Annotated in this window: 14 protein-coding genes and 1 pseudogene; 8 read left to right on the forward strand and 7 right to left on the reverse strand. The window is 49.5% G+C overall.

What is annotated here, in order from left to right; all coding sequences use genetic code 11:
• Window positions 1-26: 26 nt before the first annotated feature.
• The 3 genes from AM379_RS03550 to AM379_RS03560 all read right to left on the reverse strand — a co-directional run bounded on the left by AM379_RS03550 (window position 27) and on the right by AM379_RS03560 (window position 5051).
• The gene (locus AM379_RS03550; protein ID WP_106503466.1) at window positions 27-2222 is read right to left on the reverse strand and encodes a CBM35 domain-containing protein; all 2196 of its coding nucleotides are present in this window, start codon (window positions 2220-2222) and stop codon (window positions 27-29) included.
• An 11-nt stretch (window positions 2223-2233) separates the two neighbouring features.
• The gene (locus AM379_RS03555) at window positions 2234-3571 is read right to left on the reverse strand and encodes a maltoporin (RefSeq protein ID WP_106503467.1); all 1338 of its coding nucleotides are present in this window, start codon (window positions 3569-3571) and stop codon (window positions 2234-2236) included.
• A 208-nt stretch (window positions 3572-3779) separates the two neighbouring features.
• Window positions 3780-5051, reverse strand: coding sequence for a PTS sugar transporter subunit IIC (locus AM379_RS03560; RefSeq protein ID WP_020883745.1), 1272 nt, complete (start codon window positions 5049-5051; stop codon window positions 3780-3782).
• A 169-nt stretch (window positions 5052-5220) separates the two neighbouring features.
• On the opposite strand from AM379_RS03560, the gene AM379_RS03565 reads away from it, so the two are divergent.
• The 6 genes from AM379_RS03565 to AM379_RS03590 all read left to right on the forward strand — a co-directional run bounded on the left by AM379_RS03565 (window position 5221) and on the right by AM379_RS03590 (window position 9467).
• On the forward strand, window positions 5221-5532 hold the full coding sequence (locus AM379_RS03565; RefSeq protein ID WP_014171497.1) for a PTS sugar transporter subunit IIB: 312 nt from the start codon (window positions 5221-5223) through the stop codon (window positions 5530-5532).
• Window positions 5533-5546: 14 nt separating this feature from the next.
• Window positions 5547-6869 carry a PTS sugar transporter subunit IIC gene (locus AM379_RS03570; RefSeq protein ID WP_014171498.1) on the forward strand — a complete coding sequence of 441 codons (1323 nt, stop codon included), beginning with the start codon at window positions 5547-5549 and terminating at the stop codon, window positions 6867-6869.
• Between the two features lie 2 nt (window positions 6870-6871).
• Window positions 6872-7201: a PTS lactose/cellobiose transporter subunit IIA gene (locus AM379_RS03575; RefSeq protein WP_072126471.1), complete on the forward strand. Its 330-nt coding sequence runs from the start codon at window positions 6872-6874 to the stop codon at window positions 7199-7201.
• A 41-nt stretch (window positions 7202-7242) separates the two neighbouring features.
• Complete coding sequence (locus AM379_RS03580; protein WP_106503468.1) at window positions 7243-8148, forward strand: ROK family protein; 906 nt, start codon at window positions 7243-7245, stop codon at window positions 8146-8148.
• Window positions 8149-8225: 77 nt separating this feature from the next.
• On the forward strand, window positions 8226-9185 hold the full coding sequence (locus AM379_RS03585) for a LacI family DNA-binding transcriptional regulator (protein WP_025203317.1): 960 nt from the start codon (window positions 8226-8228) through the stop codon (window positions 9183-9185).
• Window positions 9186-9254: 69 nt separating this feature from the next.
• Entirely contained in the window at window positions 9255-9467 is a 213-nt protein-coding gene (locus AM379_RS03590; protein ID WP_080765218.1) for a hypothetical protein, read from the forward strand.
• A 536-nt stretch (window positions 9468-10003) separates the two neighbouring features.
• On the opposite strand, the gene AM379_RS03595 is transcribed toward AM379_RS03590, so the two are convergent.
• Window positions 10004-10567 (reverse strand): hypothetical protein, encoded by a 564-nt coding sequence (locus AM379_RS03595; protein ID WP_106503469.1) that lies wholly within the window; start codon window positions 10565-10567, stop codon window positions 10004-10006.
• A gap of 33 nt (window positions 10568-10600) precedes the next feature.
• A complete protein-coding gene (locus AM379_RS24545; protein WP_139108123.1) occupies window positions 10601-11029 on the reverse strand; it encodes a hypothetical protein in 429 nt (142 codons plus the stop codon).
• A 373-nt stretch (window positions 11030-11402) separates the two neighbouring features.
• Between AM379_RS24545 and AM379_RS24590 the strand changes: the two are divergent.
• Window positions 11403-11514: pseudogene (locus tag AM379_RS24590) on the forward strand (SOS response-associated peptidase); the annotation flags it as partial.
• Window positions 11515-12431: 917 nt separating this feature from the next.
• Here the strand turns inward: AM379_RS24590 and AM379_RS03610 are convergent.
• Window positions 12432-12665: a hypothetical protein gene (locus AM379_RS03610; RefSeq protein ID WP_081308099.1), complete on the reverse strand. Its 234-nt coding sequence runs from the start codon at window positions 12663-12665 to the stop codon at window positions 12432-12434.
• A gap of 1278 nt (window positions 12666-13943) precedes the next feature.
• On the opposite strand from AM379_RS03610, the gene AM379_RS03615 reads away from it, so the two are divergent.
• The gene (locus tag AM379_RS03615; protein ID WP_032678920.1) at window positions 13944-14750 is read left to right on the forward strand and encodes a DUF4225 domain-containing protein; all 807 of its coding nucleotides are present in this window, start codon (window positions 13944-13946) and stop codon (window positions 14748-14750) included.
• On the opposite strand, the gene AM379_RS03620 is transcribed toward AM379_RS03615, so the two are convergent.
• Entirely contained in the window at window positions 14747-15061 is a 315-nt protein-coding gene (locus AM379_RS03620) for a hypothetical protein (protein ID WP_032678921.1), read from the reverse strand. The two genes, AM379_RS03615 and AM379_RS03620, sit on opposite strands and share 4 nt — an antisense overlap.
• Between the last annotated feature and the right edge of the window lie 520 nt (window positions 15062-15581).

Genomic DNA, 15581 nt, shown 5'->3' on the forward strand with positions numbered 1-15581 from the left:
CTGCCCCGAACAGGGCAGCCAAATAACTACTCTGCAGTGACTTCAATTGATTTGATGAACATATATCCCCAGTCGCCAGAGAACTTGCCAAAGCTAATGGTGTTGTCCCCTGCCCTGAGCGTGACCGGTACGATCATCGTCTGGCCTTTCTCATCCGTTTGCGGGAATTCAATGCTCACCGGCGTTCCGCCGTTCACAATGAACGAGTTTTTCTTACTCCCCCATTTGCCGTTAAATTTCACGTGCAGGGCAAACTTACCGTCCCAGGGGGCGTTAACCTGCCAGGTCACGCTGTCTCCGTCATTGGCAAAAGGACCAAGGAAACCGTCTTCACCAATCGCTAACGTATCTTTATCGCTCTTGGTAATGTTCAGTTTCCCCTTGCTGACGTCCAGCGTTCCGCCGCCAAAATGACAGTAGTCCGCCGGCACGGGTCCCGCCGCGGCCTTCACGCTAACGTTTACCGTCTTGCTGCTTTTCAGCAGTCCATCGTCAGCGGTAAAGGTCAACGCATAGTCACCGGGAGCCGAGAACCAGGCACGGGTTTCCGCTTTGGTGCTGTCACAAAAGTGGACGTTATCCTTGCCTTCGTGATGCCATGCCACGCTGACCTTCGGCTCCGGCAGATTGTCATCCTGCCAGGCCGCGGTGAGCTGAACGCCTTTATCCACGGTGGTAGAGAGCGCATCCTGCAGAGTGATGACCGGCGGCAGGTTTTTCTGCGTATGCTCAAGGCGAATCACGTTTGAAGGCGCAGACTGACCGCTTTCGTTCTTTGCGATCACCCGGTAGTAGTAAGTCTGGCCCAGCGTCAGGCTGCGATAGTCATCACGGAAGAGATCCATTTTTGCCGGATCCCACTCATTTTTGCCGTCAGAGATATCCTGACCAACGCGGGTCCACGGGCCGTGTGGCTGAGTCGCTCTCTCCACATCGTAATAACGCCCGACGGGGGATCCCATCCAGTTAATGGCAAACGGTGAGTTACTCTCGCGCAGCTTAGGTGCTTCCGGGACCGGCAGGGCTGGCGCCTGGCTCAGCCCCGCCATTTGCGCCGAGGCGGTTCGCACCAGATTGACGACCTCCATCTCCTGGTTTGCTTTGCCCTCGACCGGGAAGCCAGGCAGATGGTAGCTGTAGTGCCCGGTAAACTCTTTGTGCCAGTAAAAACCACCATCATGGCGATGACCACGGAAGCCCCAGATAAAGCCCCCCGCTGCCTGCGCGCCATTGACCTCGGTATGCACAATGGCCTGCATGATAGTGTTAAGGTCTTTTTGATCGAGCAGACCAAATTCGCCAACCAGATAGACCTTTTTGCCGCCAATCGCCTCCAGATCTTTACGAACCTGCTCGGGGTGGTTGTTCTCGGCGTTGGTGTAATAGTGGTTACTGATGATGTCGACGTTCGGATCGTTGAGCGCGAAATCATTCACCTTTTTATAGGTACCATCGACGACAAGCTGATGGGGCGCCCACTTGCGGATCCAGGCCGACGTTTTCTGCAGGAAATCAGCGTTGGTGTTTTCCAGCTCATTACCCGTTTCCCAGGCCATGATCGCCTTTTCATCGTAGTAATGGCGTCCCGTAATGGTGTTGGTACGGGTAATCACCTGACGGATCACATCCTGATAAGCACGGTAGGTTTTACTGTCAGTTCGATAAAAATCTTCCGGCTTTTCATGATAAAACGCGGCCAGCTGTTCGCGTCCTCCCCACCACCACCAGTGGTCAATAAACGGCAGAATCAGGCGCAGCCCCTGCTTATCCGCCTCGGCAATCATGTTGTCATACACTTTCATGGCCGTTTCATTCAGCCGCGGCATGCCGTCCGGCGTTGCCGGTGCCAGAATATGTGTCTCACGTCCGCAGGCGGCATCATTTTCCTGCTGCACGGAAAGCACATATACGCGCTGTGCTTTAGCACCGGTTTGCACCAGCGCTTTGATCCAGTTCTCCTGCTCTTCAGCAGTCGGCCATCTAAAGTATTGCCCCCAGCCGCGCGGATCGGCCTTACAGGTTCCGCGCGCGTCATCTTCTATACGATGCAGCTCCGGGGCGTGGATCCCGGCGAAGCGAAAGACGCGATCGCCATCTTTTAACGCTGCGCCATCGCGAGTAATAAAGTGTTCAAAATGGGATTGCTCAGCCGCCAGAGCCCCCGCGCTTCCCAGCGCGGAGAGTAAGGAGACGAGAAGCAGTTTTCGAATCGGGAAAGCCATCTCTTTTCTCCTCAGAACCAGACTTCAGCCTGCACACCAAAATTCAGCGTATCGGTATCGCCGCTACGTGAATATCCCCCCGGACTCAGGGTGCCAGTGCTCCAGTCGTAATTTCTGTCCATCGCATCCGAGACGCCTTTATCCCATTTTGCGTAGGTGGCAAAGAAGCGCAGCTGCGGACGGCTCCAGAAACCTGAATCAAAGGTCAGGGTCGGCGCAATGGTCACCTTGGTCAGGCCACCTTTCCCTTTACCGTTTACGCCCATGTAGTTTTTATCATCCAGATATTCGTAGCCCACCTCATATTGCATGGCGAAGTTTTTGGTTATCTGATGATACGGACGGATACCCGCGACCCACATGGAGCGTCCCCAGCCGTCATCGTCGTTGGTCCACCAGCGGTAGTTTTTGTCTTTCTGATAAAACGCAAAGGTCGATACCTCCACGTCACCCAGGTTGGCCATGCTGTCCAGCACGACGCGCCAGGATTGCGTATCCTCAAGGTTTGCCCAGCCCCAGCCGTTTTTACCCAGCGAATCCGCAGCGGCCAGGCCTTTGCCATACTGGAAAGCGATGCGGGAGTATCCGTTGGTCAGGCCGTAGAAGCTGTCAAAGTTGTACAGCGCCGTCACGCCGTACCCCTTCTCAGCCGAGGTAGGATGGTTTTCATTGCGGTTCATGTGGTGGCCGATAAGTTCGACGTCGAGCCCGGTGCCGCCGATCTTTTTAAACCACAGGTTAAGCGAATAGTCGTCCGGATAGCCCTGATCCCCCAGATCTAGCGGATAAGCTTTGGCTTCGTCGGTGGTCGAGAAGGCATACACACCCGCATCAAAGCGCGCAAAGCCTAAGTCCAGGTTATCGAACCCGCCCCCGGTTCCGTTGTACTGAATGTACTCCCAGTCGAACTGGTGGCTGGAAAGGTTGGAGCTGCTATAGCGTTTACCGGCCCAGAAGGTCATGTCCGGGGCAAAATCGAGATTCGTTAATTCAGCAAACCCTTCGCGGAACTGGGTCTCTTTGCCGTCATCGTCAGTACAGTTCCAGTCGGCAGTACATTTGGTCTGGTGCGTCAGGTTGGCCTGAATACGTGCGACTGCACCTGAATCCGACTTCAGCGTCACCGTCGGGATCAGCTCAATTTTGGTATCTTCTTCGTTACCCAGACGCCATTTCCCGTCAGGCATCAGCCCCACCGAATCGACCCGGTTGCCATCGCTATTGGCAAGAATACCCGAGCGTAAATAGCCGTGGAGGGCGAAATCATATTTCTCATCGGCGCTGGCATAACCGCTGATGACAGTAAGAGCAATCAAGGACAGAGGTATTGATTTCATTAACGTTTGCATAGGTTCCCTTTGAATTTTTATTTTCACGGTTAAACTTGCAGGGGAAATGTAAGGATCAAATCTGGAAATGTACATCCACAAACGGAAAGCGCTTTCCATGTTTGCCGGATTGAATCACAAATTTAAGATCAAAGAGAAAATTTTTGTGAAGAATGTCACGAAATAATCTTCTACCCATCAGAAATGGGCAGAAGCAGGGAGGCGGGGATTATTTTTCCAGCTGCATCAACTGGCGTTCATGAACCTTGAAGAAGGGGCGATAGAGCATCCATGCATTGAAAAAGGCGAACAGGCACATGCACATATTTTTCCAGCTGCCGTTCGCCGACCAGGCTGCGCCCAGCGGTGAAGGCATAGACCAGGGCAGCATGGCGACGGCTCTGTCGAGCACGCCAAGCTGGGTTAAATACCAGGCTATACAGGCATTTATCAGTGGTACAAACACAAAGGGCAGTAAAAAAACCGGGTTCATGATGACGGGAAAACCAAACAATATCGGCTCGTTAATGTTGAACAGCGACGGCAGAAGGCCAATTTTCCCGACGCTCTTCAACTGCCGGGATCGGCTTCGCATCGCCATAAAGACCAGCGGCAGCGTAGAGCCGATACCGCCAATCAGCAGATAAAAATCCCAGAATCCCTGCAGATAAATATGGGGCAGCACGGCTTCCCCGGCGGCCAGGGCCCGCTGGTTTTCAAACAGATAGGTGAGCCAGAACGGGTTCATGATGCCCGTAATGATCAGGGCGCCATGAATACCGACGAACCATAAAAGATTACACAGAAACAAGGAGATAAGCACCGCCGTAAGGGTATCAGATGCCACGATAAGCGGGCGTAACGCCTCGCCAATCAGCTGCGGCAAAATTTGTCCGGTCGTCTGCAGCATCACGGCATTCATTACGCTAATGGAGAGCATGATCACCAGCAGCGGCATCAGCAGCTGGAAACCATTTCGCGTCATCACCGGTACCTCCTCCGGCAGACGAATGCACCACCCTCTTTTGTAGAAAAACCTTATTATTTCAATAGAGTAAGCGCTTGAAATGAGCGCAGTAAAAAGCCCCATCCCGCCCAGAAAAATATTCGTTGCACCGTTATCCCGAAAGCCAATGAACAGCAAAAAGGAGAGGCAGCCGGTGAGTCCACACAGCCGTTCCGGCAGTTGATACTGCTTGGCCAGACTGGCGCTGGCACCAAACGCGACAATCAGCGCCACCAGTCCGAGCGTCAGCTCAAAGGTTGGCAACAGCATCGGACGCAGCAGCAGATAGACGTGTCCGAGGCGCGATGCACTTGAAATGGCGAACGGTGGAAACAGCAGCGGCACCATCAGGCTTCCCACAATCACAAAAGGCATGGCGAGGGAAAAGCCGTCCCTCATCGCGGTAATATGTTGATTTCTGGTGATTATATTGGCTGCTGGTGTGAGACGTTGCTCAATCAAATCCACAGCAACATTCATCAAATGAATGTTCATAACTCGACCTTAATAGTTCGTGAATAGCCGCGATGATCTCGCACATCCGGACAAAGTGAAAGATTCCCTCAGGTGATCGCGGTCACAATTACCTTATCCACCAACGGAAAGCGCTTTCCGTTTTGTTCCATGATGACTATATTCCAGCCATAAGTTCAAAGGAGACGTTATGAAAAAAATCATGTTGTGTTGTTCTGCCGGGATGTCCACCAGCCTGCTGGTGAAAAAAATGGTCGACGAAGCGCAAAAGCGTGGCCTGGAAGCGGAGATCAAAGCGTTTGGCGTGGCCGAATTCGCCGAGCAGGTCGGTCACTATCAGGTGGTGCTGCTTGGACCGCAGGTGAAGTACATGCAAAGCGATCTTCAGAAACAAGCTGATAAATACGGGATCCGTGTTGAGCCTATCAACATGATGGATTACGGCATGCAAAAAGGGGGCGCCGTTCTCGATTTCGCCCTCTCCCTGATAGATAACAAATAACGAAGGGAAAACCCATGAGCTCTCTGTACGCGAAACTTATCCAGGTCATTGAACAGAAAATTACCCCGATGGCAGGCGCCGTCGGGCAGCAGAAGTATGTGACCTCGATTCGTGACGGCTTTATCACCGCCCTGCCGTTCATGATCGTCGGTTCCTTTATGCTGGTGTTTATTTTCCCGCCCTTCTCACCCGACACGTCCTGGGGTTTCGCCCGGGCATGGCTGCAATTCTCGTTGGATCACCGTGAAGCTTTGATGCTGCCGTTCAATTTCAGCATGGGGATCATGACGATCTTCATTTCAGTCGGGATCGCCGCGAGCCTGGCCAAACATCACGATCTGGATGCCCTTACCGCTGGCATGCTGTCGCTAATGGCATTTCTGCTGGTGGCTGCGCCGTTAAAAGACGGGCAAATTTCTACCGCCTATTTCTCCGGGCAAGGGATCTTCACGGCCATTCTGGTGGCTATCTACTCTACCGAGCTGTATGCCTTCCTGAAGCGTCACAATATTACCATCCGCCTGCCGCCAGAAGTGCCTACGGGCGTTGCGCGTTCGTTCGAAATTCTGATCCCGGTGCTGGCAATTGTTGTCACTCTGCATCCGCTCAACCTCTTCATTGAGGCTCAGCTCGGCATGATTATTCCGGAAGCGATTATGTCGCTGGTGAAACCGCTGGTTGCCGCCTCCGATACGCTGCCTGCCATTCTGCTCTCGGTGCTGGTGTGCCAGGTTCTGTGGTTTGCGGGCATCCACGGCGCGCTGATTGTCACCGGAATTATGAACCCGTTCTGGATGGCGAACTTGTCGGTTAACCAGGCAGCAATGGCTGCCGGTCAGGCGATCCCGCACATTTATGTTCAGGGATTCTGGGATCACTACCTGCTGATTGGCGGGGTCGGCTCCACGCTGCCGCTGGCGTTACTGCTGCTGCGCAGCAAAGCGGTGCATCTGCGTACCATTGGGCGTATGGGTGTGGTGCCGGGGATGTTTAATATCAACGAACCAATTTTATTCGGTGCCCCTATCATCATGAATCCGCTCTTTTTCCTGCCGTTCGTGCTGGTTCCGATGGTCAACGCCACCCTCGCCTACTTTGCCCTTGATTTCGATCTGGTCAGTCGCGTGGTCTCGATGACACCGTGGACAACGCCTGCCCCTATCGGCGCATCCTGGGCGGCCAACTGGAGCTTTAGCCCGGTGATCCTCTGCCTGCTGTGCATGGTTACCTCAGCGGCCATGTACTTCCCGTTCCTCAAAGCGTACGAGAAGCAGCTGCTGGAACAAGAGCATGAAAATGCGGTTGAACAATCTGAAGAAGCGGCACAGTCCGCCTGATAGTGAAAACACAGAGGTTACTGATGGAATTAGAAGAACAGGTCATGGGCATTATTATCAATGCCGGTCAGTCACGCAGTCTCTGCTACGAAGCGCTTGGCTTCGCAAAAAAAGGTGACTTTGCCTCAGCCGACGCGCGGATGAAAGAGGCGGCGCACTTCGGCCGTGAAGCGCATCTGGTGCAAACCCAACTGATCGAAGCTGACGAAGGGGAAGGCAAAACCAAAATGACGCTGGTGATGGTGCACGCTCAGGATCATTTGATGACCTCGATTCTGGCGAAAGAACTGGTGACGGAGCTGATCGAACTGTACCGCACTCGTCAGGCATAACCATTCAGGAGAGGCGCTGGCCTCTCCTTTTCGAGGAACGTATGCACTATCTTGGACTCGATATTGGCGGCACAAAAATGGAAGCCGTCCTGCTTTCGCCTCAGGGCGAATGCCTTTGGCGTGAGCGTCGTCCGACGCAAAAAGAGAGTTATGACGCCTTTATGCACCATCTGCTGGCGTTTATCGGCGAAGCGCGCGCGGTAAGTGAAGTGCCATTCAGTATCGGTATTGGCCTGCCGGGGGCCATCGACCCACAAAGCGGGCTGATTAAAAACTGCAACTGCCTGGTGCTCAACGGTCACGACCTGAAGCATGATTTAGCAAAGCAGCTCAATCAGCCCGTGTGGATAGCCAATGACGCGGACTGCTTCACGCTGTCTGAAGCGGTTGATGGCGCAGGCGCAGAAGCAGAAACCGTCTTTGGCGTAATTGTCGGTACCGGATGCGGCGGTGGCGTGGCGGTACATAAGCGTCTGCTTCAGGGGCCAAACGCCATCGCTGGCGAATGGGGACATAACCCGTTGCCTGGCTATGCCCCCGAGACGGATGGTCCGGCGCAGTCCTGCTATTGCGGGAAACATAACTGTATCGAAACCTTTATCTCTGGCACCGGCTTTGCCCGCCGTTATCCCAGCGAACTGAGCGCGCAGGCCATCATTGAAGCGGCGGCCCAGGGAGACCTGACCGCGCGGGCCCATTGGCGACACTTTATCGACGCTTTTGCCCGCAGTCTGGCCTCGGTGATCAATATTCTTGATCCGCAGGTTATTGTGTTGGGCGGTGGGTTATCAAATGTCAGCCAGCTGTACGACGAACTTCCGGCCGCCATCAGGCCCTACATCTTCTCGGAAAGCTGCCGTACCCGTATCGTCCCGGCCCGTTACGGCGACGCCAGTGGCGTGCGTGGCGCGGCGTGGCTACCGGGTTTGCACGCCGCGCAGACGTGAAACCGCCTGTGGGGGGCGCTAAGATTCTTAAGGTGGGTTATGTTAAGATAACCAAAACCCACCACGCAGAAAATGCTATGCCAACGATTGACGATGTATCACGATTAGCCAATGTCTCACGAGCAACCGTCTCACGCGTGTTGACGGGGACGCGCGGCGTGCGCGAAGAGAGCCGTGAAGCCGTGCTGCGCGCCGTAGAAGAGCTTAATTATCGCCCAAGCTTTGCCGCGCAAAACCTGGCAAGTCAGTCATCAAGCTACGTTGGTCTGGTTCTCTCTGCGAAGGATGAAAGCAGCGGAGCACGTTTGCTGCCTGCGCTCTCCCGCGCCATGAAAGCGTTGAATAAAACGCTCATCGTAGAGTACGTAAACGACCCTGTTGAGCAGGCTGTCACCGTTGATGATCTTCAGCGCCAGTGCGTTGCTGTCGTAGTCTTTGGGCCGGTTGCGGCCGGTAGCGCAGAGAATGTTATCTCCTTCGATCGTCCCGTGGTGGATGCGAAACCTCAGGGATATGACTTTGCCTTTGCGACGGAAAGCGCCTGTCGTTACATGACGGGCAAGGGCCATCGCAATATCGCACTGGTGATTGACAGCGAACACGATGACAACAGTAAAAAGATGGTGGAAGGCTATCGCAACGTCCTGCAAAACTACTCTTTGCCGTTTAATCGCCAGCTGGTGTTAACGGCGAATGAAGATGTTGAACAGGCGCTGCTGACGCTTATCAACAGCCTGAGCAAGTTTTCCGCCATTGTGGTTAAACGTGATGCCTATGCCGCTGAAGCGATGCGTCTGTTCCGGGAATTTGGCATTTCCGTTCCGCAGGAAGTATCGCTGCTGAGTCTGGAAGATTCGCCTCTGGCAACCCAGCTCTATCCACAGCTGACCTGTATCTCGTGGCCAATGGATCAGTTGCTCACTCAGTGCGTTGAGCGCATTAAAAGCCTGGTGGATGGCCGACCTGTTCGCACGTCAGAGCTCTCCCCCGTGATTGGTAAACTCACACCTCGCCAGTCGGTGATGGAAAAAAGCTAGCGGGTACGCAGCGATTGCCGGCTTAAGGGTGTGATAACACAGTAAACGTTATCCCTGTTCTGGAGCGAGATGATGAAAACCTTTCTGTTCATAAGTGCCCTCACCCTTTTCCCGGCGCTCTCCTGCTATGCCATCGCCCAGGAAACGTCCCTGCCGCTGAAAGAGCAAATTCATACCGATGAAGGTACGTTATGCGTGTATGGCGATGCTTCGCGCAGTGAAAAAGTTGTGATGCAGGGCGGCAACGATTGCCCACAGAGTAAAGCGGCAAAACAGTCCTGATTGCAGATAGGATGCTGTTTTTTTGGGGGGCGGAGCAAAATACCGTTCCTATTTAACTTTCTAAGTCATTTGACCGGCAAACATTTACATCTTCATTAATGAACCGGTCTTTTGCTCTTAAAGTGAATATTACCCCCAATATACCGATCGCAGCTATACGGAAAAGGTACCAGTAATAATTAGCACCGGCATGAGGCTTGCATTTACGAAGGGAAATGTCCTTACAGTAGATATCAAGCGAGACTAATCGGATATTGATGTAGTAGAATTGGCTAACTCCCGATTAGCGCTGGAGATGGGGATGAAGGCAAAGTGGGTGCAGTTATTCACACGCAGGCTGGGTCAAATTTTCTTATCAACTCAACTGTAACTTGCTGACTAGCTCATGACCTTTCATCTGACGTGGAATAATATAATTTCTCCAAGAAAATAATATCAAGCATCGTATTATAGATCAAAAATAATCAGGCGGACCACCTACAAGACGGCCCGTATAATTATACTCCCACATCCCCCATCAAAGGAAACACAGAGATTCACCCATAAAAATAATCATAAAATGCATTGAAATTTTCATCTCCGATAAATGGAACAACCCTTACCTTTAACTCATCCATAAAATCTTTTTTTACTTCATCATTATCATCTGCTATATCAAAAATATCGTAATAACCATATACCAAATCAATGAGTTCTGTTAGAGAAAGTAAAAAGCCAGAGAGATTGTCAGCTATTTTAAACGGTTCAACTACGTCATAAGACGCATAAATAGAGGTATTACCTTCATCTACAACAGCAATTATAGGCTTACCACCACCTAAATCATCGCCAATTACAAGATAATTATCTGGTAAGTATTCATAACCACTTTGAGCTTTCGCAAGTTCGCTGACTGAATAAAATTTAATTGGCGTAAAACCTGTTTCTATTTTTAACTTCTCAGGATTATTTTTTCCATATAAATAATCCAACTCTGCCGAGCGAGGTAAGTTGGAGGGGAATACGTTGTCAATGTCATTAACGATATTGAAACTCCCGGACAGTGAATATTTATTGCAAATAGCAACAAATTTTTTTAATGACTCTTCAATTTCACTCATAATAACACCTCATATTTATCACATTCACTGATATTATTGACAGCTCTTTAAATTCTTACGGGTCAGGTTACGGTCTATCAATCGTCCTTTACCTGGAGTGTCATAACTTCCTCGGTGACCTTGCAAACCATGTAAATGTTCATCATAGCCGCTTGGATGATTAGCATTCTGGAGAAATACAATATTCCTTGGATCGCCTTGCCATTTTCCTCCTAAAACACCGTTCCCTTTCACACTATTGATATGATGGCCTGTATAGCCCATTTCGGACATAACCGACGATAATTGGCGATTATTTTTTGTACTTAGTATTACTTCGCGTTCAGCGGCCGTCCAGTCCCGGCTTCCTCCTCCAGCCGCAACCAGTTCTTTTTCTTCTCCCCATGCTCGGCTTATTGCTGTCGCCCGACTGCGCGCAAAGGGTAGTAGCAGAACATAGAGCAGCCGTTTCACCGTCAGCATACTGCCCAGCGTAGCGAAACGGCTGATGCGGCATCACCGTGCGCTGAACAAGCTTTGTAGCCCTTGCAGTCTGATAGCGGACTTCGCCAAAACTGCAATACTGGCCGCTCCAGTGTACCTCGCCACGCGCATCGGTCACCTCCAGTTGCGCACCATTCAAATCGGTACTGAACCAGTAAATCTCACCGCTGCTCTGGTCACGCAGATGATCATCCCAGCCGGCGGGCTACAGGATTCATTCGGGTCATAAACATAAGTGCTGAACCCCTGGTTTCCTGCTCCTCCTGCAACAGGCGGTAGCCCCGCCACAGGAAGCGCGTTTCGGTGATGCCATGCGCCGTGGTGACGATTTTACGCGTACGGAGGCCCAGCTCAAGGTCTGGTAGATATACATGACCGGCATCCGGTTGTCCTGATCCCTGAATTTGTGCGGCAATGAATGGCCCGGTAAAGAGCCAGAAGAGATAGTTATTGACGGAGTGGTCAGGAATGTGAAGATTTAGTCATCGAGCCTGATTTATATAAGGCTGCAGTAGATAACTCAAATTGTAATGAATGTTAGTTTTCGTTCTGTTGCGCGGCAAACGCCGTTCACCTTGCTGATTCATACAGGCAATCCCCTGCTGACGAGAATGAAGTACACTTCCCGGTTACACTCTGACATCCACAGCTCACCGGCGATAATTTTTCTGGCAAAGGAGTAGGAACGTATTTAATGAAATATATATGAATATATAGATTTAAGAAATCTGGAGAATTAATATTTTCGGCGCATTATCATTCATTAATTAATATCAAAAAACACTCAATAAAATAATTAGTTTGTTATAAAAAACACCCACTCTCACTTTGTAATCCATCCATAGGGATATATTCTTTCGATATTTTTAATATTTAATGAGGTCTTTTAAGATTAAGTTGGCAAGAGGAATTTATAACAAACCAACTGACCTGATAAATTTATTGACTTCTGCTATAAAAAGTAGAGCCGTTCTTGATGTGCAAATAAAATTGAGAAAAATCAGAAGAAAGGTCGACTCATATAGAAAGAAAAGCATCACTATACCCTTGAATTATATCATAACACTACCAACATCGAGATTGACTCAATAACTTTATGTTCTCAGATAACATAATTTATCACCCATTTTTCTTTTCGAGAGGTTTTTTAATTCTGCTTACTCTCGCCTCTTCCAAAATGCTTAACGATCTAGGTTAAAAAATTTCTGCTTATAGGATTAATAGAATGAGCATTGGATAAATAAGGATGCGGAGAATTTACTCTATAATAGGCCTGATGCGTATTTGAAAAAAGCTCAAATAAAGAGTTTAGCCCATTTTGTTTAGAAAGATGAAGATTAGCAGCTACGGCTGCCCCCTTCACAGATCCCCGCCATAAACACTACTCCTCGTTGTTTTTATTCTCGTTATTTTGCCGCATGGATTCTATAAACTCTCGTTGCTCCTGTGTGAGTTCAAGATCATCCAGCAAGCGATCCAACTCTTCTTCAGGTAATTCTTTTTGATTCTGTCTCTTCCCGATAGCCATGCTCACCCTTGAGTTAATAGGATTAATCTCAGGGTATCCAGGGTGCATAAAATGCGCAACTAACAGATTTTGGACAATAGAAGCCATAAAGCCCCGTTAGTGGTACAAGTAACGAGCGGAGCGTAGCGACTTCATCAGATTGTCTGAGGGTCACACCTTATCAGGTGTGCTCGTATATCTGTCTGTAGTGGTTTACTGAATTTGGCCACCTCAACAGATATGGACTACGCTGCCAAGTTAACCCCACTTGGTGTAAGCGTCCTTACTCAGAAAGCCCCGACTTCAGGTGATACCATTATTAACGTCCTCAAAAGTGCAGCAGGTGAGACCCGCTCTGCGGTGATCGGTGCAGTCATAGGTTGGATTTTCGGCGGGAAATAATAGGATTTAAATACCCATAAATTGCGGTTAATTGATAGAAAATCCTGTCTGTTGTCACTGGCTCGCCTGTGGGGAATGGTGATCGTTATGGTATCGGATACATAACGAAGCCAGTAGTGGCAGGGCCTCGGCAGATCTGCCAGCCATATTGTAGCTAAACACCATCACCGATCCGCCCTCCCATATCGAAAAAATAAATTTTTTTCACAACCTTCTGAAAATCCGTCTATTTTTGGATGCATTGAGCCGCCTGTAGTGCGCTGTGGGACGTCGTGGATTATCGGTACGCAGTTTATTTACATCTGATGCTAGAAATCGCCGTTACGGGATTCTGGTGGAGCATATGGGGCTATTGGTTGAGCAGTTCACAATTGTGTGGAAAAGGTACGCATCGGTGACCTGCTAGGGCGGGAGAATTTCGCCTGTTGGTGGGTTGTCTGGTAGTGAAACCGGTTGAATGTATCTGTTATTGTGCCGCAGGCCGCTCTGCACACGCATGAAATAATACTGAGCCTATACAACCCTTTATTGTGGGAAAACATCAGAAAACAAGCATCAGACTCTGTAAAAAGGCTATGCAAAAACACCCCTCTTTTATGCAGTGTTTATGCACTCACTTTGATCGCCTTTTCACGAGAAAACCTTCCTAAATAAGGCATACAGCCTGATTAGACAATGAGTGCCGATCCGGTTAGTCGTATAACGTACATTATGTTAAATAGACCCATTTTTTAACAAATTATCTATCTGAACAGATGTGGCTGGGATGTCCGATATTTCAGCAAGAAGACAAGGAAGTATTGACTGCTGGCCTGTCACGTCTAGCAGCGGTCCAACAGAGCCGGGAATATTTTCAGCAGGAGAATGTAAAATGGGAGGATAAAGGTACAGGACACACACGGGGGGGGGTTGTGAAAGTATTTCCTGTTGTCTTCGACCTTATTGCACGTAAAATGACCAGACACATTTTGGGAAGGAGTCTTTATGGATATCGCACTGCTCAACAGGGGCTGGAACAGAACATGGTCAGATACCATGGTGAATCTTGAAGCCCGGAAACTCGTCGAAACAGCAAACCGGCTGTCAGCATTCTATTTGCAAGATGGGATAACTCGTATCAAGTTTGTTGAAGAGATAAAACAGGTTGTAGAGAAAGAATTTGAAACAGCACGACGAGCTAAAACCGATGAAGAATGCATTGTATGCATCAAAAATCTGCGTGCTGAAACAGATAATCTACAAGAACAAGAACGTCTGTTAAGAACCAAGTCCGCACAGCTTTACGCGAAGGTCGAGTTTGTTAAGGAAAATAATAAAATCGTCGGCTACATGATTTCAGCTATTCACATTGTGGTTTCTGGAATAGCAATTGCTGGCGGTGCGTTGATGGTCGCTACGATGACACCTTTAGGTATGCTGGCAGGGGCCATCCTTGTAACAGATGGCATTAACGGTCTGTCAAAAGAAATCATCCCTGCTATATATGGAAAACAATATCACACAGAGGGATTTGTGGCTGATGGTGCTATGGAAGCGGCCCAGTTTATGGGTTTCAAGCCTGAAACAGGACTTGCGATTTATAACGCTATTACGTTAACTGCAAGTGTATATAGCATCTTTGGATTAGCCAGAAGACCCGAAGCATGGAGGCTATTTAAATGGATGCCCCGTGATTTTTATCGCAAGGTCGACACGATGAGCCGTCCCAAATTAACAATGAAAATAGTAGGTTATGGACTTAAGGCCAAAGTAATTTTTGACCTGCTTTCTACTGACACAGCGAGCCATTAGCCTCTGAATTTTCTCCAGAACCGCCAGGATTTGTAAGAAAGGACTGGCGGCTGAATAAATGCAACGATGACTATTGCGATCAGAATTGATATCCCACCACCCACGACGGTTTCTTTCGCAGTAAACAACACTAAAAGGATAAAAACCATCAGACATGCCGATGTTATCCATAAAACAACCCTGAATCGATTAGCCAGATCCTGAATCGCTTCCCCCAACGTTCCACCATAGCTTTCAACGTTGTTTTTTATTTTCTGCAAATCCGATGGTGTAAATCCTGAACGTAACAACGCCTCATCAGTCACTTTCATATTGTCTCGTCCCTTATCTTCCAGAAGTGCTTTCCCAATCGCTGATTGTGCAAGCAATCATACTGATGAACTTTACAGCAATCCACATGATGTTTGTGCAATGTATCAGATTTCAGACAATAGAAGCCATAAAGCCCCGTTAGTGGTACAAGCAACAAGCGGAGCCGTTAGGCGACTACATCAATGTTCAGAGAGATAACACCTTATCAGGGTGCTCGTGTACCTTTCGGAGCGTGAGCGAAGCGCTGGCAGAGCCGGATCTGTAGCTACCGGGGCATTACCACTATTCACCTGTTTACGTGGCTTATAGGGCCACACATCGGGCTTAAATGCGTGTGTTCAATCTGTTCGGGAGTTATGCCAGGTATGTAGCTTTTTGTTCGTTGTTGTACTGTCGCGGTAAGAACTTGGAACCACCGCCAGCGTGATAATATGCTCCCTTGTACCACAGACCAATCACGCGACAGGTGCGGGCGTAGAACAATGGGTAGTTTAAGTTGTACCTGCTAAAGCGGGGCAA

The sequence above is a fragment of the Enterobacter cloacae complex sp. FDA-CDC-AR_0132 genome (assembly GCF_003010695.1).
Classification (GTDB): Bacteria; Pseudomonadota; Gammaproteobacteria; order Enterobacterales; family Enterobacteriaceae; genus Enterobacter; species Enterobacter ludwigii.